Annotated in this window: 18 protein-coding genes; 13 read left to right on the top strand and 5 right to left on the bottom strand. The window is 56.0% G+C overall.

Features of this window, described 5'->3' with window-relative positions; genetic code table 11:
• Positions 1 to 3: 3 nt before the first annotated feature.
• The 9 genes from FIV00_RS24910 (at position 4) to hemP (ending at position 9049) form a co-directional block, all read left to right on the top strand.
• Positions 4 to 876, top strand: coding sequence for a branched-chain amino acid ABC transporter permease (locus tag FIV00_RS24910; protein ID WP_152503275.1), 873 nt, complete (start codon positions 4 to 6; stop codon positions 874 to 876).
• A gap of 14 nt (positions 877 to 890) precedes the next feature.
• Positions 891 to 1856, top strand: coding sequence for a branched-chain amino acid ABC transporter permease (locus FIV00_RS24905; protein ID WP_152503274.1), 966 nt, complete (start codon positions 891 to 893; stop codon positions 1854 to 1856).
• Between the two features lie 94 nt (positions 1857 to 1950).
• Entirely contained in the window at positions 1951 to 3156 is a 1206-nt protein-coding gene (locus tag FIV00_RS24900; protein ID WP_152503273.1) for an ABC transporter substrate-binding protein, read from the top strand.
• 137 nt (positions 3157 to 3293) lie between these two features.
• The gene (locus FIV00_RS24895; RefSeq protein WP_247649280.1) at positions 3294 to 3815 is read left to right on the top strand and encodes a GNAT family N-acetyltransferase; all 522 of its coding nucleotides are present in this window, start codon (positions 3294 to 3296) and stop codon (positions 3813 to 3815) included.
• 84 nt (positions 3816 to 3899) lie between these two features.
• On the top strand, positions 3900 to 5078 hold the full coding sequence (locus FIV00_RS24890) for an NAD(P)/FAD-dependent oxidoreductase (protein WP_152503272.1): 1179 nt from the start codon (positions 3900 to 3902) through the stop codon (positions 5076 to 5078).
• 99 nt (positions 5079 to 5177) lie between these two features.
• The gene (locus tag FIV00_RS24885; protein ID WP_152503271.1) at positions 5178 to 6233 is read left to right on the top strand and encodes a LacI family DNA-binding transcriptional regulator; all 1056 of its coding nucleotides are present in this window, start codon (positions 5178 to 5180) and stop codon (positions 6231 to 6233) included.
• Between the two features lie 62 nt (positions 6234 to 6295).
• Positions 6296 to 7909: a glycoside hydrolase family 43 protein gene (locus FIV00_RS24880; protein WP_152503270.1), complete on the top strand. Its 1614-nt coding sequence runs from the start codon at positions 6296 to 6298 to the stop codon at positions 7907 to 7909.
• Positions 7910 to 8012: 103 nt separating this feature from the next.
• Positions 8013 to 8477, top strand: coding sequence for an Rrf2 family transcriptional regulator (locus FIV00_RS24875; RefSeq protein WP_152503269.1), 465 nt, complete (start codon positions 8013 to 8015; stop codon positions 8475 to 8477).
• A 359-nt stretch (positions 8478 to 8836) separates the two neighbouring features.
• On the top strand, positions 8837 to 9049 hold the full coding sequence (gene hemP / locus FIV00_RS24870; RefSeq protein WP_152503268.1) for a hemin uptake protein HemP: 213 nt from the start codon (positions 8837 to 8839) through the stop codon (positions 9047 to 9049).
• A gap of 61 nt (positions 9050 to 9110) precedes the next feature.
• On the opposite strand, the gene FIV00_RS24865 is transcribed toward hemP, so the two are convergent.
• From FIV00_RS24865 to betI, 4 genes are all read right to left on the bottom strand, one after another.
• A complete protein-coding gene (locus FIV00_RS24865) occupies positions 9111 to 10394 on the bottom strand; it encodes an adenylate/guanylate cyclase domain-containing protein (protein ID WP_152503267.1) in 1284 nt (427 codons plus the stop codon).
• A gap of 140 nt (positions 10395 to 10534) precedes the next feature.
• A complete protein-coding gene (betB, locus tag FIV00_RS24860; RefSeq protein WP_152503266.1) occupies positions 10535 to 11998 on the bottom strand; it encodes a betaine-aldehyde dehydrogenase in 1464 nt (487 codons plus the stop codon).
• A 48-nt stretch (positions 11999 to 12046) separates the two neighbouring features.
• The gene (betA, locus tag FIV00_RS24855) at positions 12047 to 13705 is read right to left on the bottom strand and encodes a choline dehydrogenase (protein ID WP_152503265.1); all 1659 of its coding nucleotides are present in this window, start codon (positions 13703 to 13705) and stop codon (positions 12047 to 12049) included.
• A gap of 19 nt (positions 13706 to 13724) precedes the next feature.
• Positions 13725 to 14327, bottom strand: a complete 603-nt coding sequence (gene betI, locus FIV00_RS24850) for a transcriptional regulator BetI (protein WP_152503264.1) — start codon at positions 14325 to 14327, stop codon at positions 13725 to 13727.
• Positions 14328 to 14519: 192 nt separating this feature from the next.
• Between betI and FIV00_RS24845 the strand changes: the two genes are divergently transcribed.
• The 3 genes from FIV00_RS24845 (at position 14520) to choV (ending at position 17426) form a co-directional block, all read left to right on the top strand.
• Entirely contained in the window at positions 14520 to 15464 is a 945-nt protein-coding gene (locus FIV00_RS24845) for a choline ABC transporter substrate-binding protein (RefSeq protein WP_152503263.1), read from the top strand.
• A gap of 79 nt (positions 15465 to 15543) precedes the next feature.
• Positions 15544 to 16386 carry a choline ABC transporter permease subunit gene (gene choW / locus FIV00_RS24840; protein ID WP_152503262.1) on the top strand — a complete coding sequence of 281 codons (843 nt, stop codon included), beginning with the start codon at positions 15544 to 15546 and terminating at the stop codon, positions 16384 to 16386.
• On the top strand, positions 16383 to 17426 hold the full coding sequence (gene choV / locus FIV00_RS24835; protein ID WP_152503261.1) for a choline ABC transporter ATP-binding protein: 1044 nt from the start codon (positions 16383 to 16385) through the stop codon (positions 17424 to 17426). Before choW ends, choV begins: the two co-directional genes overlap by 4 nt.
• A gap of 128 nt (positions 17427 to 17554) precedes the next feature.
• On the opposite strand, the gene FIV00_RS24830 is transcribed toward choV, so the two are convergent.
• On the bottom strand, positions 17555 to 17767 hold the full coding sequence (locus tag FIV00_RS24830) for a cold-shock protein (protein ID WP_141188395.1): 213 nt from the start codon (positions 17765 to 17767) through the stop codon (positions 17555 to 17557).
• 376 nt (positions 17768 to 18143) lie between these two features.
• Here FIV00_RS24830 and FIV00_RS24825 point away from each other — a divergent pair, with 376 nt between their 5' ends.
• Positions 18144 to 18485, top strand: coding sequence for a BA14K family protein (locus FIV00_RS24825; protein ID WP_152503260.1), 342 nt, complete (start codon positions 18144 to 18146; stop codon positions 18483 to 18485).
• Positions 18486 to 18552 lie beyond the last annotated feature (67 nt).

Genomic DNA, 18552 nt, shown 5'->3' with positions numbered 1-18552 from the left:
GGAATGGACCTCTTGGAGCTGATAAATTTCTATCTCATTCCGGGTATCGTGCTGGGATCCATTTATGCGCTCGGCGCTGTTGGCATCACGTTGATTTTCGCCATTCTGCGCTACGCCCACCTTGCGCATGGGGATCTGGCGACGCTCGGTGCGTTCATCGCTCTGGCCGTTGTGACAAGTTTGGGCATATCGCCACTTGTGGCACTGCCATTTGCCATCATTGCAACGGGAGCCGTCGCAATTGGCATCGACAAGGTCTTTTATGAGCACCTGCGCGAGCGCCCGAAAATCGTCACTGTGATGGCCTCGCTCGGCATTGCGCTTATGGTCAGGTCGGTGGTTCAGGTCGTCTGGGGTGTCGACACTCAAACCTACACGCGCGGGATTGTGCGACCGGAAGACTATTTCGGCCTGCGCATTCGCGACCGTGAAATCTATACGGTTCTGGCGATGGTCGCTCTTGTGGGTGTCCTGCAACTGTTTCTGACCCGGTCGAAATGGGGCAAGGCGATGCGTGCCATGTCGGACAATCCGAACCTTGCGCTACTGTCCGGCATAGACAACAAAAAGGTGGTCATGCTGACTTGGGGGATCGCCGGTGGGTTGTGTGCGGCTTCAGGATTCTTCCTCGGCCTGAACACCGAGCTGAAATCCATGATGGGTTGGCACATGCTGCTGCCGATGTTCGCAGCTGCCATTCTTGGGGGTGTTGGGCGGGTTGAAGGCGCCGTGCTTGGCGGACTGATCGTCGGCATCGCGGAAGAGATGTCGGTTCTCTTCATTCCAAGCGAATACAAGGCCGCAATGGCCTTTGCCATCTTGTTGTTCATGCTGCTTGTGCGCCCCACGGGGCTGCTCAAGGGCAAGGTCTTGTAAGGGGAGGGCCGGACATGGAAATTCTGGGTCTTGTCAACTACGCCCTCTTCATGGCGATCTTTATCGCGATCTATGCGCTCCTTGCGCTTGGTCTTAATATCCAATGGGGTTTCGCCGGTCTCTTCAACGCTGGTATTGCCGGGTTCTTTGCTGTTGGCGCCTATACATCTGCAATCCTGTCGACGGCCGCCGATGACGGGCGTATTGGCGGTTTCGATCTGCACTTCGTGCTTGGCTGGTTCGGTGCGATGCTTGCCGCTGGGCTGATTGCATGGCCGATCGGTAAGATATGTCTTCGCTTTCGTTCGGACTATCTGGCAATCGCCACCATTGGCGTTGCCGAAATCATTCGCCTGGTGATCAAGTCCGAACCGGCGCTCACAAATGGTGCGCGGGGCATATCCAGCATTCCGCGCCCGGCTGGCGACATTGGCTACATGGAGTCCCAGATTGCCTATCTCGTCATCGTGCTTGCGGTTCTGGCCGCAGCGTATTTTCTGGTGGAGCGTCAGTTCAATGCTCCCTGGGGGCGCATGATGCGGGCGATCCGTGACAATGAAAGCGCGGCCAAGGCGATGGGCAAGGACGTTGAGTTCCGCCGTCTTGAAGCATTCATTTTCGGCGCAGCCCTGATGGGGCTCGCCGGGGCGATGTTCGCCCATTTCAACCGCTCGATCACGCCTGAGGCGATCGACCCAATGGTTGCCACGTTCCTCGTCTGGATCATGTTGATCCTCGGCGGGTCAGGCAACAATCGGGGCGCGATTTTGGGTGCTGCGGTTGTGTGGATCATTTGGTCTGTTTCAGAGATTGCAACGGACCGACTTCCGCATGAATATGCGGTCCAGGCGAAATACATCCGCCTGTTCCTGATCGGCCTGATGCTGCAGCTGGTTCTGCGGTTTCGGCCAGAGGGCCTGTTACCGGAGCCTTTGCGAGGCGACAGGCGGACATCGCAATCGGGTACGGAGCCACACTAGTCCGTTCCCAGGTCCCGTGCCTGCAACACTGCGACACGGGGGCAAAAGAACCCAAAGACCCGGCAAAGACCGGATTTATGAGGAGGTACTCATTATGAAAACCAAGCTTATTGCGCTTGCAGCTGGCCTGATGACCGCGACTGCGCTTGCGTCTGTTCCTGCAAAGGCAGATGTCAAGATTGGCCTGATCGGCGGTATTTCAGGACCGATCGCCGCCATGGCGCCAGCCATGGTCGACGCTGCGCAGCTTGCGATCCAGCAGGTGAACGAACAAGGTGGCATCGGCGACGGCGAAAAGCTGGTCGGCGTTGTCGGCGATAGTGCCTGCAATCCGCAAAATGGTACGGACGCCGCCACCAAAGCGGTCAACATTGAAGGCGTTGCCGGCATTGTCGGCCCGCATTGCTCCGGCGCAGTTCTGGCGGCCGCCGGGTCCGTCACCATTCCTGCAGGCATCACGCTGATCACCCCGTCCGGCACGTCTCCGGAAATCACAAGCCTTGAGGACAAGGGAACTGTTTTCCGCACTGTGCCGTCCGATGACTATCAGGGTCGTGCCTTGGCGCGTACCTTGAAAGAACAGGGCTATGGCAAGGTTGCGGTTGCTTACCTCAACAACGACTACGGCACCGGCCTCGCCAATGCGTTCAAGGCCGAATATGTCGATGAACTCGGCGGTGACATCACCCAGTTTGCGGCCCATGAAGAGGGCAAGGCGTCTTATCGCTCGAACCTTGCTGAACTTGTGAAGGGTAGCGCTGACACGCTGGTCATCTTCGACTATGGCGATGGCACAGGCCTCACGATCCTGCGTCAGGCACTGGAAAACGGCTTCTTCGACAAGTTTGTCGGTGGTGACGGCATGAAATCCGACGCCATCATCAATGAACTGGGTGCTGAAAACCTCGGCACGTTTGTGGCCTCTTCACCGGTCGGTGAACAGTCTCAGTCGCTGGATGTCTTCAACGAAGCTTTCAAGGCTGTCGGCGGCGATCCGGATGCGATCTTCGTCAGCACGTCCTATGACGCAGCTTTCCTGATGGCGCTTGCGCTTGAAAAGGCCGGTGGCGACAAGGCCGGTGCGGCTGCTGCCATGGTCGAGGTTTCCAACGGCGAAGGTGAAGCCATTCTGCCGGGCGAGTGGAAAAAGGCGAAAGAGCTGATCGCAGCCGGCACTGCCATCGACTACAAGGGTGCTGCGGGCGACCATAATTTCGACGCCAATGGCGATGTCCCGGGCACTTACGCGCTCTGGGAAGTCGGCTCCAACGGTTTCGAGATGCTGACGGAAATGAAGTAAGCCCTTTCAAGCAATAAGGCGAAGCAACGAAACCGGCGGCCTTAAAGGGTCGCCGGTTTTTTGCTGTCCTTGGCTTTGCAGAGTGTCTTGACCCGCAGACTTGAATTTCGCATGACAAACATGTTCCGGAGGTGCATGTGAACCATCAAATTGCAAACGTCAGACGTATCGGAAGCAATGAAGTTGAGCTTTTCAAGCGCATCCGATTGGAAGCTCTCCAATTGGAACCGGCGTCTTTCGCAAGCAGCTATGAAGACTGGACAAAACTTTCAGACGATGAATGGCGCCGACGTCTGGAAAGTCCCGTATTTGTAGCTTTCCTCAATGAAGAGCCTGTGGGCATCACCGGTCTGCTTCGACAAAGCGCAAGCAAGATGGCGCACCGTGCCACGATTGCGATGGTCTATGTCCGTGCAGGTCTGCGCGGCAAGGGGGTTGCCAAGGATCTTCTGGAGGCTGTCGTAGCATATGCGGTTGCGCATGGCGTGCAGCAGCTGGAACTCTCCGCAAGTGCGGAAAATCAGTCGGCTCTTCGGTTTTATCGGCGTGAAGGCTTTGTCGAAGCAGGTCGAATCCCCGGTGGTTTCGTGCACGAGGGCCGCCAGGTAGATGACATCATCATGGTCCGAAGACTGGAAGCGATCGAGCTAGGCTCATAGCGACAATTGACCGCCGACCTTTGATCCGGCAGGAGATGAAGTTATCTCTTACCGCTGCCTCTGAAAGCCGCTATACAGCCGCCCATGCGTGATCTGGATGTATTGGTGCTCGGCGGCGGAGCCGCGGGATTGATGTGCGGGATTGAGGCGGCCAGGCGTGGGCGCAAGGTGATGGTGTTCGACCATGCCAAACGACCCGCCGACAAGATCCGCATTTCCGGTGGCGGGCGGTGCAATTTCACCAATCTTCATTGTACGCCTGCGAATTTCCTGTCTCAGAATCCGCGTTTTTGTGTCTCTGCTTTGAAGCGCTACACACAGCATGATTTTCTGGCACTTGTTGAGCAGCACCGCATTGCCTGGCATGAGAAAACGCTTGGCCAGCTCTTTTGCGATGAGAGTGCAAAGGACATCATCCGGATGTTACTTGACGAACTGGAACGCGCCGGTGGCAAGCTTCAGTTGGAAACGGATATCAAAGCCGTTGAAAAACCGGATGACAGGTTTTCCGTTTCAACCTCCAAAGGACCTCTCAGGACGCAGTCGCTGGTTGTTGCAACGGGTGGGCCCTCCATCCCGAAAATGGGGGCGACAGGGTTCGGCTACGATCTGGCAAAACAGTTCGGCTTGAAAGTTATCGCGCCGCGCGCCGCTCTCGTTCCCTTGACATTTTCTGATGCGAACAAAGACCTGTGTGGCCGCCTGGCTGGTGTTTCACTGGACGCGAATGTGTCGTTTCAGAAAACGACCTTCCGCGAAGGGCTTTTGTTTACACACCGCGGGCTCTCTGGTCCGTCGATCCTGCAGATTTCATCCTATTGGGAGGAAGGCAAGCCGATTTCGGTCAATCTTGTTCCCGAGGCGGATGTGTTCGATGTCTTGAAGACAGCGCGGCACGAGGTGCCAAGACAGGACCTCAAGACTGCTCTTGGCTCACTTCTGCCGAACAGGCTGGCAGATGAACTCGCAGAAGTTTACAAGCTCAAGGGCCGGCTTGCGGACCAATCCGACAAGGTTCTGCGCCGGGCCGGTGAACAAATGAACCGCTGGCAACTGACACCTGTCGGAACAGAAGGGTATCGAACCGCGGAAGTGACGCTTGGCGGTATCGACACCAGGGAATTGTCGTCAAAGACCATGGAGGCCAGCAAGGTGTCAGGCCTTTACTTCATTGGCGAAGTGGTCGATGTCACCGGGCATCTTGGCGGATTTAACTTCCAGTGGGCCTGGTCTTCGGGCCATGCAGCGGGGCAGGTCGTCTGACCCAGAAATAATTAATAGCTACAGCAGTTTACGCAGATGCGTATTTTTTGATGACCGCACCTCATTCGTCGGTATACTTGCGCCGGAGAAGAGGTCGGAATGAAGCGCGTAACGATACACGATGTGGCCGAAACAGCCGGCGTTAGCCTTGCAACCGTTGACAGGGTGCTGAACGGACGCCCGGGTGTGCGCAAGACAACCATCGAAAAGGTCCAGAAGGCTGTCGACACGTTAAACTACAAGCCCGATGTGTTTGCAGCCGGGCTTGCGAAGAAGCGCCTTTACCGTTTCCATTTCCTGATCCCCAACGGTCCGAATGCCTTCATGGAAGACCTGACCCGCGAAGCTGCCACCCATGCGCAATCCTTGAGCAGCGACCGGATGCATGTCCATGTCGAGCCGATTGATGCGTTCGATGGCCACCGTGTCGCCGGGACCCTGGCCATTCTGGACAGTTCGGTTTGCGACGGTGTTGCGGTCGTTGCTCCGGCTTTCCCGGAAGTGCGCGCGGCAATTGACAGGCTTCAGGATCGTGGAGTGCCGGTGGTCACGCTTGTGTCGGATCATCCATCTTCGACACGTCAACATTTTGTGGGCATCGACAATGTGGCCGCCGGCAGGACAGCAGGGCGGCTTCTTGGGCGTTTCCTACCAAGTGAGCCGGCAAAGATTGGTCTTATAGCGGGCTCACTCGGGTTGCGGGATCATGCGGATCGCTTTGCCGGTTGTCGGTCCGTGATCGAGGCGGATTTCCCTCATCTGGAGCTTTTGAAAGTGCGCGAAGGGCGCGATGACAACGCGCGCAACCAGGATCTGGTTCAAAGGCTTTTGAACGACCACCCGGATGTGGCCGGTCTTTACAACATTGGCGCAGGAAATCGTGGCGCGATTGCTGCTTTGCAGGCCTCGGGGCGTGCGCGTGACATCGTCTTTGTGGGGCATGAACTGACACCCTATACCAGCCAGGCCCTGAGATTGAACATTCTTGACGCCGTGATAGCGCAGGATCCCGGGCACGAAATTCGCAGTGCGATCCGGGTTCTGAAGGCGCTCAGCGATGGCGCACCGATCATTGTGGGGCAGGAACGCATCGGTATCGATGTGTTTTTGAAGGACAATTTGCCGGAAAGTCCCGAACTCACCCAACCAGTCTGAGAACAACGCCCAACACTCCGTGAGACCGTGGAATATGAGCGTGAGCATTTTGGAGACAATGAATGAGTAACGCACCTCAGGATATTCAAAACCCCATCCTGCCCGGATTCAATCCCGATCCGTCCATTTGCCGGGTGGGAGACGACTACTACATCGCAACGTCAACCTTCGAATGGTTTCCTGGCGTTCAAATCCATCATTCCAGGGACTTGAAAAACTGGCGGCTCGTTACACGTCCGTTGACCCGGCCCGAGCAACTGGACATGCGCGGCAATCCGGATTCCTGCGGTATCTGGGCACCCTGCCTCACCTATGCCGATGGTCTTTTCTGGTTGGTTTACACAGATGTGAAACGCAAGGACGGATCCTTCAAGGATGCGCACAATTATATTGTTACCGCTCCTGACATCGAGGGTCCCTGGTCAGATCCTGTCTACACAAATTCCTCAGGCTTTGATCCGTCGCTTTTCCATGATGAAGACGGACGCAAATGGTTTTTGAACATGATCTGGGACCATCGGGTGGGCCACAATTCCTTCGCCGGCATCGCGCTTCAGGAATACGATCCCGTCAAACAGGCATTGATCGGACCCATCCGGAATATTTTCAAGGGCACTCCGCTCGCCCTGACCGAAGGCCCGCATCTTTATAAGCGTGATGGTTGGTATTACCTGCTGACCGCAGAGGGAGGGACTGCCTATGATCACGCGGTGACACTGGCCAGATCCCGGCAAATTGGTGGGCCATATGACGTCCATCCTGAACAACATGTTGTCACGGCACGGTTCGATCCGGACAACCCGATCCAAAGGGCTGGGCACGGTGATTTTGTCGAAACCCAGACTGGTGAAACCTATCTGGTGCATTTGATGGGGCGGCCACGTCTTGGTCAGGATCGTTGTCAGATGGGTCGAGAGACCGCGATCCAGAAATGCGTCTGGGGCGATGATGGATGGTTGCGGCTGGAAGCTGGCGGTGTTGCGCCACAATCGAGCGTACCAGGACCGAACCTGCCGGAACATGTCTTCCCAGAGGAAATCGCTCGACATGAATTCGACAGTCCTGAACTCCCGGATGTTTTTCAGTGGCTGCGCACACCCTATCCTGACCGTTTGTTTTCGCTCACGGAGCGGCCGGGTCATTTGAGGCTTTTTGGACGCGAATCCGTTGGCAGCTGGTTCGAACAGGCGTTTGTTGCCAGGCGGCAGACACACTACAACTACGAGGCTGAAACTCTTGTCGATTTTCAACCGGAAACGTTTCAACAGACAGCCGGACTGATCGCATACTACGGTCAATTGCAGTTTTTCTATCTTGCTGTAACGCATGACGAGGTTAAGGGGCGCGTTCTGACAATTCTGAGCTCTCCCGGTGACGATCCGGAGGGACATATCAAAGCGCCTCTGCAAGAAGCCGTTTCGTTGCCGGAAAGCGGTCCCGTTGCATTGAAAGTCACAGTTGAGGAAATGGCTCTGCGATTCTGGTATCGGACATCCGGAAGTGACTGGGACCGGATCGGTCCGGCATTTGATGCAACTCTGTTGTCCGACGAAGCTGCGGGCCGCGGTGCTCATGGCAATTTCACCGGTGCTTTTGTCGGAATGCACGCGATGGATACGTCCGGTCAGGCCAAAACGGCAGACTTTGACTATTTCAGCTATCGAAACCTTGTCTGAAGTAACAGGGAAGCAATGATAAAGTGGCGGCTAGGACGAAAAGTCGCCTCTAATACTCAAATTTTGAATTGACCTTTGTGACAGCGCACCGCATATCTATGCCATGCGCTTGACACAACAAACCAACTATGCCGTTCGTGCGCTCATGTATTGCGCCGTGAACCCGGACAAACCAAGCAAGGTCGCAGATATTGCCGCCAGCTTCGACATGTCCGAAACCCATCTGTTCAAAATCATGAAGGTGCTGGTCGATGCCAATCTGATCAGAACCATTCGTGGACGAAATGGCGGCGTTATGCTTGCCCGCTCGGCCGAGCAGATCACAGTCGGTGAGGTGGTGCGTGCTGCGGAAGAAAGCTTCCTGCTGGCAGAGTGTTTTGACAGCGGCCGCAAGGATTGCCCATTGATCGTGTCCTGTGGTTTCAATGGTCTCCTGCATGAAGCGCTTGAAGCGTTCATGGAAGTCCTCGACGGAAAGTCGATTGCGGATTTGTCGGAAGACCGGTTTGGCATGCGCGACCTGTTGAAGATCGATAACGCAAAAACACCGATCGCTGCCAACGCCTGATACTTAGACGCTCATGAAAACGCAAAAGGCGCTACCAATTGGTAAGCGCCTTTTTTGATATGCCTTTGGAGAAAAGGCCGGGCTGGCTTGCCGCTGAGGGAGAGGAGAGGGCGGTTGGCTGGCCTGGCATTTTTACCCCCGATTGCTCGGGGGTCCTGTCCGAAACGAAACCAGAGGACGCGATTTCCAATTCCGTTTCGATCAGGCATTGCTTTGATAGGAAAACTTGAGTATGAGTGTCAAGTATAAAGTGGAGTTAAAAACTCATCTTTTGTTTTTGCCGTCGAAATCGCCCGCTGTTGCTCCTCTAGGAGGCCTTAGCGGGCAGCACAATAAGGGCCAAGGACCGTTTGCGCGCCATGACACTGATCGCTAACAGCCAGAAGCAACGTCTGTCTCTCGCTTCCTCCAGCCGGAACAGGCCACCATTGCCTGCAAGCTCGAAAAGAGAAAAAACTGAGCTGGATACCCGTGAGCTATTCGGAAATCTCCGTCAGATCGAGATCCAGCACAACGACGAAACCTACCGGCTATCCATCACCAAACAGGGCAAGCTCATTCTGACGAAATAGCAGTACCTGAGCCGACAAGAATGCGGGTCGCCTAAGTCAGTGTTAGGCGACCGAATGTTGATCAGGCTGCAAAAATGGCAACTGGCTTGCCAACACCGCGCAACGCATGTTCTCCCATCTCATTCAAATCCGTGCGCAAGTCTCCTGATAAGGATGCACGAACAGGTTCGGTCAGTAGAAGTTCCCGGCCAAGTGGTTTGCAAAGTGATTCCACTCGGCTGGTTTCATTCACCGCCCGACCAATCACTGTGAAGTCCAGACGTTCTTCGCCTCCGACATTGCCAAAGAAAACTTCGCCCCGGTGCAGACCGATACCGATCTTCAGTGGGTGCCAGAGTGCCGGATCCGGCAATTCATCCAATGGCGCCTCATTCAGTTCATCTATTGCGTTCAGCGCTGCCTTGGAGGCTTTCACCGCAGCGTTGGCCGCTGCCGTTTCCCCCATCGCTTTCTGATCGAAGACGGCAAGGATGCCGTCCCCCATGAATTTCAGGATGTCGCCGCCATGGGACAAGACGGCTTCGGACACTCGGTCGAAATATGCGTTGAGGATCGCTGTGACTTCCGGGCCGCTGAGCCGATCGGCGAGCTGCGTGAACCCGCGCATATCCGACATGAAAACGACGGCTTCGATTGCCTCTCCGTCTCCACGGCGAATTTCCCCGTCCAGGACACGTCGACCTGCTATCGGGCCGAGATACGTGTCAGCGACGTTGCGTGCTATCCGCTGGACGATGTGACGCTCGACATGCAGCGCCAGAAGATCGATCAGGCCACGGATTTTTTCCTTGCCATCGACAGGGAAACCACCGGGCTTGGTGGATGCGAAAGTCATCGCGTTGAACGTCTGTCCGGTCGCGCTCAGGGGCACCGCGGCATAGACAGTGAAGCCTTGCTCCGCAAGCTCGCCCATGAGAGGCGCTGAGTTTCGACCTTCTTCCGATTCAAGGTCAACCTTGATCGTCTCACCCTGCATGATGACTTTGTAGAGTGGATTGCGGGTGAAGGCCTCTTGATTGATGGCATTTGAATCTGCTGCGATCTCGTCGCAAATTTCGTCTTTGCTGCTCCAGAACCACGAAAAGCCGATGACACGCGGATGAAGCGTCCCGATGTGAAGGGTACAGCGGTCAATGCCGAGATCGGCCGCCTTGCAGCGCCACATGAACTCTTCGAACATCAGCATGACATTGTCGATCTTGGTGGCGTCGTGCAAAAGCCAGCCGTGAAGATCGTCAAGTGTCTGTTTTGCTGGAGCGCTGGAAGGACCTCGTTGGGAGCGGTTCAGAAGATGCACATGCGGGGCATAGCTGCGTGGGGTGGGGTCAAGCATTGCCTGGTTCATGCGGGCTCCGATGGTGTCGCCGGGATCAGATGGGTCAACAGGACATATAGTTCAAACTCAGGTTCGCAAAATAGCTGGGCAAACAAAATCCCCGGCGTTTCGTGCCGGGGATGATCGAGAGTGCCACTTGGTCGTTGTGGTCAGAATGCAGCTTCGACCCCGCCCATTTCCACATAAACGCTTTTGATCTGGCTGTAATAGTCGATCGCGGCATGACCGTTTTCGCGACCGATACCAGATTTCTTGTAACCGCCAAACGGCATTTCGATGGGGGTGAGGTTGTAGGTATTGATCCAGCAGGTACCTGCTTGCAAGCGGTCGATGACCCGGTGCGCGCGCTGAATATCGCGGGTGAAAACGCCGGCGGCGAGGCCGAACTCCGTGTCGTTTGCCCGGTCAACGACATCCGTCTCGTCGTCAAAATCAAGAACGCTCAGCACCGGACCGAAGATTTCTTCACGCGCGATGGTCATGTCGTCGCTGACATCCGCAAAGACCGTTGGTTCGACGAAATAGCCATCAGGGAAACTGTCTACCTTTGCGGCATTCCCACCGCAGACAAGCCGGGCCCCTTCATCCTCACCGACCTTGAGGTAGTGCATCACCTTGTCCAGCTGCTGCCGGGAAACCAGTGGTCCGATGGAAGTCGCTTCGTCCAGTGGATCACCAAGAATGGCTGTCTTGGTGCGTTCCGCGAGCCGCTTCAGGAATTCTTCCTTGATGCCGCTATGAACGAAAACCCGGGTGCCGTTCGAACAGATCTGACCGGTTGAATAGAAGTTTGCGTTGATTGCTGCGGAAATAGCGTTCTCGATATCCGCATCGTCGAAAATGATCAGCGGTGACTTGCCGCCAAGTTCCAGGGTCGTTTTCTTGAGATGTTCACCGGCAAGGGCCGCGACTTTGGCACCTGTTGGCACAGATCCTGTCAACGACACCTTGGCAATGTCCGGATGGGCCACCATTTTTGCGCCGACGTCTCCAAAGCCCTGCAAGACGTTGAAAACACCGTCCGGCAGACCGGCTTCCGAGAAAGCTTCCGCAAGCTTCAGGGCGCTCAGTGGCGTCACTTCGGAAGGTTTGAAAATCATGGCATTGCCGCAGACAAGTGCAGGAGCGGCTTTCCAGCACGCGATCTGGATCGGGTAGTTCCAGGCACCGATACCGAAGCAGATACCCAGCGGTTCACGCTTGGTATAGGCAAAGGAACCGCCGATCTCGATATGTTCGCCTGTCAGTGTCGCGGCAAGGCCGCCATAGTATTCAAGACAGTCGGCACCCGATGCGGCATCGGCAATCAGCGTCTCCTGAAGGGGTTTGCCTGTGTCCAGAGTTTCAAGGATCGACAGTTCGCGGTTTTTCTCACGCAGGATTTCTGCAGTGCGGCGCAAGATGCGGCCACGCTCGGCCGGCGGTGTCGCCGCCCAGACTTTCTGACCCTCTTTTGCGGACTTTATCGCCGCGTCGACAATCGCGTCATCGGCCGAGACGATGCGTGCAATGACTTCTCCGGTCGCCGGATAAAGCGAATCGAATGGCGTGCCGGACTGGCTTTCAAGGTATGAGCCACCGACATAGTGCGAGGCTTGAGGTTGGGCGCGCATGAAATGGCTCCTGATCTTTTTTTGGTACCGGCGCACCGGTTGGTCGCTTCAGCGTTGGGACGTTTCCCAGTCCGGATGGATCCAGGGTTCCTGATTGGATGCCGGAAGAGGGTCGATGCCCAGAATATGGTCGGAGGCTTTCTCTCCGACCATTATCGAAGGTGCATTCAAGTTGCCATTGGTGATTAACGGAAAGATGGAGCTGTCTGCAACTCGCAATCCATCGACGCCGATCACACGGCATTCAGGATCGACGACCGCCATCGGATCGTCTTTTGCACCCATCCGACAGGTGCCGCAGGGGTGATAAGCGCTTTCCGCGTGTTCCCGGATGAAATCATCCAGCGCTTCATCGCTTTGCACATGGTCACCCGGCTGGATTTCCTTGCCGCGGTAGTCCGCAAAGGATTCCTGTCCGAAGAGCTCACGGGTCAACCTGATGCATTTGCGGAAATCTTCCCAGTCTTCCTCGTGAGACATGTAGTTGAAGAAGATTGAGGGTTTTGAGCGCGGGTCGCTGGACGTCAGTTTTACGGCCCCGCGTGACTTTGACCGCATCGGACCAACATGGGCCTGGAATCCGTGGCCCTCAGCGGCGGCCTGTCCGTCGTAGCGGACTGCAAATGGCAGGAAGTGATACTGGATGTCGGGATATTTCACCCCGGCTTTTGAGCGAACGAAGGCGGCGGCTTCGAACTGGTTTGACGCGCCAAGGCCTTTCTTGAAAAACAGCCACTGTGCTCCGATCACGGCCTTTGAGATAAGGTTCCAGTGCTTATAGAGCGTGATCGGCTGAACGCAAGCCTGCTGAATGTAGAGCTCCAGATGGTCCTGAAGGTTGGCACCAACACCCGGCCTGTCGGCGACGACATCGATTCCAAGCGCACTGAGGTCAGCAGCTGCGCCGATGCCTGACTGCATGAGGATTTTGGGGGAATTTATGGAGGAAGCCGCCAGCACGACTTCGCGTTCCGCGCGCGCTGTACGAATTTCCCCGCCTGTCTCGAATTCCACGCCGACTGCGCGATTGTTTTCGATCAGGACCTTGCGCACAAGCGCGCCCTTGATCAGATCAAGGTTTCCGCGTTTCAGAGCCGGCTTCAGATAAGCATTCGCTGCGGACCATCGGCGTCCCCGATGGACCGTCATCTCCATATCGGCAAAGCCTTCCTGGCGCTCGCCATTATAATCGCCTGTCACACCGTAGCCGGCTTGTTCACCCGCATCCTTGAATGCCTGGAACAGGGGGTTCCACTTTGATCCCCGCTGGACATGAAGGGGACCGTTGGTCCCGCGCCAACCTGTCTGGCCGCCGTGGCTCGTTTCCAGTCGCTTGTAGTAGGGCAGAACATGCCGATAACCCCAGCCGGCGGCCCCCATTTCCTCCCAGGTGTCGAAATCGCAGGCATGACCGCGAACATAGACCATGCCATTGACGGAGGACGAGCCACCGATGACTTTGCCCCGGGGTGTGGCCAAGCGTCGACCGCCCAAATGCGGTTCGGGTTCGCTGGAATAACCCCAGTCGTATAGCGACATGTTCATCGGGTAAGAAAGAGCCGCTGGCATCTGAATCAGCGGCCCAGCATCTGTGCCGCCAAATTCCAGTACCAGAACGCGATTGGTGCCGTCTTCCGACAGTCTGGATGCCATGGCGCAACCGGCCGAGCCCGCACCAACAATGATAAAATCGAACGTGTCCGTCATCTGCGCTCCGCGCGGCTAATCATGTGTTTGAAGTTCGTGCGACATGCGCCGCGATTTGCGTTTCGACATAGTCTTCGACCATGGCGATTGCCGCCTGTCGGTCGGTCTTTGTGTCGCTGAGAGCCTGGCGGATCCAGACACCGTCGATCATGGAGGCGGTACCTTCGGCAACGCGTCGCGCCTCATCCCGTGGCAGGAAGGCGCGCAGCGCGTGCGTGAGATTTGAGGCAAGCCTGGCTGCATAAATGCGCAGCAAGCGTCGGTTGCTGTCTGTCGTCCGGGACTGAACATAAAAGGCCAGCCAGGCCGCAATGACCGTCGGCTGGAACTGATCAACGGCAAAATTGCCTGCAATGATGGCGGAGATGCGCTGCCGCGGCGTTTCCGCCATCGCAAGGCCATCGCTGATTGCGCGGCCGAGCTCCGTCAGAAGATGGCGCATCGTCGCTGCAAGTAATTGATCTTTCGACCCGAAGTAATGGTGCACCAGACCACCAGAAACGCCGGCGCGTTTGGCGATCTGAGCCATCGTTATGTCACTGTATCCGCGCTCATGAATAGCATCGACAGTTGCGTCAATAAGGCTTCGCCGCCGCTCCGCTTCCATTCCGACCTTGGGCATAATGATCTCCACATCTGAGCGAAATCTATTTTTAATTGACTAATCAATCAATGAAAACTTGCAAATTTTCCCGGTGGATGTTTGGATCGCGTTCATTCAAGCTGTAGTGAGGGGAACGAGACAGCTGAACGCTGGGCAGTACTCACTTTCCACTGCACATACAAAAAGCGACTTTCCGAAGGAGGTACTCAAATGAAAATTGCAGCGAAACTCGCTGGGGCACTTGCAATTGGACTGATGATGTCCGGAACCGCACTGGCAAATGACCCGGAAGCCTGCAAGACCGTTCGTTTCTCTGATGTAGGCTGGACCGACATCACAGCAACGACCGCTGCCACATCCGTCGTGCTCGAAGCGCTTGGCTATGAGCCGGAAGTGAAAATCCTTTCCGTGCCGGTTACCTACGCCTCCTTGAAGAACAAGGACATCGATATTTTTCTCGGCAACTGGATGCCGACCATGGAAGGTGACATCAAGGCGTATCGCGAAGACGGTTCCGTCGAGACGGTCCGCGCCAACCTTGAAGGCGCGAAATACACGCTTGCCGTTCCGAAATACACCTACGACAAGGGCCTGAAGAGCTTTGCGGATATTGCCAAGTTCCGCGACGATCTCGACGGCAAGATTTACGGCATCGAGCCGGGCAACGATGGCAACCGCCTCATCATTGGAATGATCGACGAAAACCTTTTTGAACTGAAGGGCTTTGAAGTCGTCGAGTCCTCCGAACAAGGCATGCTGGCTCAGGTCGCTCGTGCGAACCGCCGTGAGAATGACATTGTCTTCCTCGGTTGGGAGCCGCATCCGATGAACGCCAGCTTCGAAATGGCGTATCTTGAAGGTGGCGATGACATCTTTGGCCCCAACTACGGTGGAGCGACCGTCTACACAAACGTGCGCGCTGGCTACACCGGCGAGTGCCCGAATGTGGGCAAGCTTCTTGAAAACCTTGAGTTCTCGCTGGCCATGGAAAATGAGATCATGGGCGCTATCCTGATTGATGGCGAGGATCCCAACAAGGCAGCCGCTGCGTGGCTGAAGGAGCATCCGGCAACCTTCGAAAACTGGCTTGTCGGCGTAAAAACGTTTGATGGCGGTGACAGCTTCGCTGCCGTTAAAGGGGCACTTGGCCTCTAACCTGAAGCGAAATCAGCGCCGGCGTGGATCACCCCGCCGGCGTTTTCCTTTTTAAGAACAAAAAGAACGGAGAGGCGGGTTGGACTGGCTGACAGACAATAAACTGCCGATCGGCCCATGGGCACGGTCCGTGGTCGACTGGTTGACTGACAATGCCTATTGGGTATTCGACGGCATCTCGTTATTCCTGGAAACACTGATCGATGGGATCTTGTGGTTGTTGCAGACGCCGCATCCTCTGGTCATTGTCGTTGTGGCTGTGGCCATCGGTTACGCGGTTCATCGCACGCTCGCCTTCGCGGTGTTCGTTGCCGTGTCGCTGCTGCTCATCATCAATCAGGGCTACTGGGAAGAAACAACCGAAACGCTGGCGCTGGTCATTGCGGCCTCAGTCGTATGTATGGCAGTCGGCGTGCCGATCGGTGTGCTCGGCGCTCATAATCCGCGCTTTTATGCAGCGATCCGCCCGGTGTTGGATCTCATGCAGACAATCCCAACCTTTGTTTATCTTATCCCGGCACTCATTCTTTTTGGGCTTGGTATGGTGCCTGGACTGATCGCGACAGTGATCTTTGCCATTCCGGCTCCCATTCGCCTGACCCAGCTTGGTGTGTCCTCCACCCCTACAGCGCTTTTGGAAGCCGGTCAGGCATTCGGGGCAACGAAACGCCAGCTTCTCTGGAAGATCGAACTGCCCTACGCGCTGCCGCAAATCATGGCCGGCCTGACGCAGACCATCATGCTGTCGCTGTCGATGGTGGTGATTGCCGCACTTGTTGGCGCTGACGGTCTCGGTGTGCCGACCCTCAGGGCGCTGAATACCGTCAACATTGCACAGGGTTTTGAAGTCGGTGTCTGCATCGTTCTGATTGCCATCGTGCTTGACCGGTTTTTCCGGGCTCAGGAAGGAGGCAAACGATGAGTGTAGAACAATCGACCCCGGTCGTTTCCTTCAAAGATGTCGACATCGTCTTTGGCGACAAACCCGCGAGCGCTCTTCCTCTGATCGATGCAGGGAAAACACGGCAGGATATCCAGGCTGAAACAGGTCAGATTCTTGGTGTTGCCGGTGCGAGTTTTGACATTCATGAGGGTGAGGTCATCGTCCTCATGGGGTTGTCCGGTTCCGGCAAGTCAACGCTCTTGCGGGCCGTCAACGGACTGAACCCGGTCATTCGCGGTGAAGTCCAGGTTCATGACGGCAAGCAGTTCGTGAACCCGGAAACCTGTTCGGAAAACGATCTGCGTGAATTGCGACGACACCGGATTGCGATGGTGTTCCAGCAGTTCGGCTTGCTGCCATGGCGTACGGTCGCCGAAAATGTCGGCTTTGGTCTGGAACTTGCCGGTATGTCAGCGAAGGAACGACTGGCCAAGGTTGAGGAACAACTGAAGCTGGTAGGGCTGTCCGGTTGGGGCGAGAAATTCGTTCACGAACTTTCCGGCGGCATGCAGCAGCGCGTCGGCCTGGCCAGGGCATTTGCAACCGACGCTCCGATCCTGTTGATGGATGAACCTTTCTCGGCGCTGGATCCGCTGATCCGTGACAAGTTGCAGGACGAGCTCCTTGATCTTCAGAAGGAACTCAATCGAACCATCATTTTCGTGAGCCACGATCTCGACGAAGCCGCCAAGATCGGTTCGCGTATTGCCATCATGGAAGGCGGAAGGGTCATCCAGCTGGGAACTCCTCAGGAGATCGTCAAATCGCCGGCAACTGAATACGTCGCCGATTTTGTCAGTCACATGAACCCGCTGAATGTTCTGAGGGCGCGTGACATCATGGTGCCTCCAGGGAGCCTTGCCGGATCGCTGGCCAGTGCCCTGTCCTGTGAAGATGGAACGCCGATCCGCGAAGTCGCCAAACTGAAAAAGTCGAGCACCGAACCTGTTGTCGTTCAAAAGGACGGTGCGATTGTCGGTGTGATCGGGGAAAACGAGCTGCTCGATTGCATGCTCTAAAGAAACCGAACGCCGTTGTCATGCTGAAGTTGCACGCGTGATGTGGCAAAACAAAAACGGGGCCAATCGGCCCCGTTTTCGCGTTTTCGACCCATAGCCACTCGATCTGAGCGGCAAAGCCTCTGAACTTAGAGAAGCTCGAGCTGAGCAGCCTGCTTGCCGCGGCCGCGACGATCGTCTTCGGCGACGAACGAGATTTTTGCGCCTTCAACCGGCGTACCGATACCAGCCTGCTCAAATGCAGTGACGTGAACGAATACGTCCTTGCCGCCGTTTTCAGGCGTGATGAAGCCGAAGCCGCGGTCGTGGTTGAAGAATTTGATTGTGCCGTTCTCACGCATGGAGAAACCTTTCCGTTGGTTAAATGCGCCCGTCCGTTTCCGGCAGAGCGCGGATAAACGAGAAGTCAAATAAGAAACGGAAAGCTTTGTAATTCAGAGCGTAGCTTGATGAAGCCGTTGCCGAAGTCGTCAGTCTCACCGGGTCTTTCGTCATGTCCCGTACGACGCAGCTTGCGCCGACGCTGCATAATGTAAGGCGCGCAGCCTGTTCCGACAAGTGAAAGATGCGTAAGTTGGTCAAACAAACGTTTTTCAGCCCTTTTTTTGGAAAGTGACAGCTTGTGACCCCGGTCACAGAGACAAATTGCTGCCGTGGCTATTGTCCATTCATGAACTGAGGCACGCAGGGGCCTCGGAAAAACGAAGGGACACCGTCATGTTCAAGAAAGTAGCTAACACCACAATCGCGCTGGCTCTTGTTGCCGGTGCAGCCCTCACCACTCAGCCGCAATCTGCAAATGCCGCCGAAGGCTGGCAGGTCGGCGTTGGCATCGCAGGTGGCCTTGCTGCCGGTGCGATCCTTGGCTCCGCATTGTCGCAGCCGCGCTATGTTGCACCGCCGCCGGCCTATTACCCGGCACCGGCCCCGGTCGTGACCTACCGCCCGGCGCCCTGGTCTCCGGCTTGGTACAACTACTGCAGCCGCAAGTATCGCTCGTTTAATCCGAACACCGGCTACTTTCTGGCGTATTCAGGTCAGTACACGTTCTGCCGATAAACAAAATACCCGTCATTGGAACGGGCTTGGACAAAGCAACATAAAGCCGGGGCGTAATCCCCAAGAA

It is taken from the genome of Labrenzia sp. THAF82, from assembly GCF_009363435.1.
GTDB lineage: Bacteria > Pseudomonadota > Alphaproteobacteria > Rhizobiales > Stappiaceae > Roseibium > Roseibium porphyridii.
This window is presented reverse-complemented; position numbering and strand designations above follow the sequence as displayed.

What these genes read in the sequence shown, in the direction of transcription:
- FIV00_RS24880 (WP_152503270.1), top strand. Translation starts at nt 6,296, where the DNA reads ATGAGTAACGCACCTCAGGATATTCAAAACCCCATCCTGCCCGGATTC.
- betB (WP_152503266.1), bottom strand. Translation starts at nt 11,998, where the DNA reads ATGCGCGCCCAACCTCAAGCCTCGCACTATGTCGGTGGCTCATACCTT.
- FIV00_RS24875 (WP_152503269.1), top strand. Translation starts at nt 8,013, where the DNA reads ATGCGCTTGACACAACAAACCAACTATGCCGTTCGTGCGCTCATGTAT.
- betI (WP_152503264.1), bottom strand. Translation starts at nt 14,327, where the DNA reads ATGCCCAAGGTCGGAATGGAAGCGGAGCGGCGGCGAAGCCTTATTGAC.
- FIV00_RS24900 (WP_152503273.1), top strand. Translation starts at nt 1,951, where the DNA reads ATGAAAACCAAGCTTATTGCGCTTGCAGCTGGCCTGATGACCGCGACT.
- FIV00_RS24825 (WP_152503260.1), top strand. Translation starts at nt 18,144, where the DNA reads ATGTTCAAGAAAGTAGCTAACACCACAATCGCGCTGGCTCTTGTTGCC.
- choV (WP_152503261.1), top strand. Translation starts at nt 16,383, where the DNA reads ATGAGTGTAGAACAATCGACCCCGGTCGTTTCCTTCAAAGATGTCGAC.
- FIV00_RS24885 (WP_152503271.1), top strand. Translation starts at nt 5,178, where the DNA reads ATGAAGCGCGTAACGATACACGATGTGGCCGAAACAGCCGGCGTTAGC.
- FIV00_RS24890 (WP_152503272.1), top strand. Translation starts at nt 3,900, where the DNA reads ATGCGTGATCTGGATGTATTGGTGCTCGGCGGCGGAGCCGCGGGATTG.
- FIV00_RS24845 (WP_152503263.1), top strand. Translation starts at nt 14,520, where the DNA reads ATGAAAATTGCAGCGAAACTCGCTGGGGCACTTGCAATTGGACTGATG.
- FIV00_RS24910 (WP_152503275.1), top strand. Translation starts at nt 4, where the DNA reads ATGGACCTCTTGGAGCTGATAAATTTCTATCTCATTCCGGGTATCGTG.
- hemP (WP_152503268.1), top strand. Translation starts at nt 8,837, where the DNA reads ATGACACTGATCGCTAACAGCCAGAAGCAACGTCTGTCTCTCGCTTCC.
- betA (WP_152503265.1), bottom strand. Translation starts at nt 13,705, where the DNA reads ATGACGGACACGTTCGATTTTATCATTGTTGGTGCGGGCTCGGCCGGT.
- FIV00_RS24905 (WP_152503274.1), top strand. Translation starts at nt 891, where the DNA reads ATGGAAATTCTGGGTCTTGTCAACTACGCCCTCTTCATGGCGATCTTT.
- FIV00_RS24830 (WP_141188395.1), bottom strand. Translation starts at nt 17,767, where the DNA reads ATGCGTGAGAACGGCACAATCAAATTCTTCAACCACGACCGCGGCTTC.
- FIV00_RS24865 (WP_152503267.1), bottom strand. Translation starts at nt 10,394, where the DNA reads ATGAACCAGGCAATGCTTGACCCCACCCCACGCAGCTATGCCCCGCAT.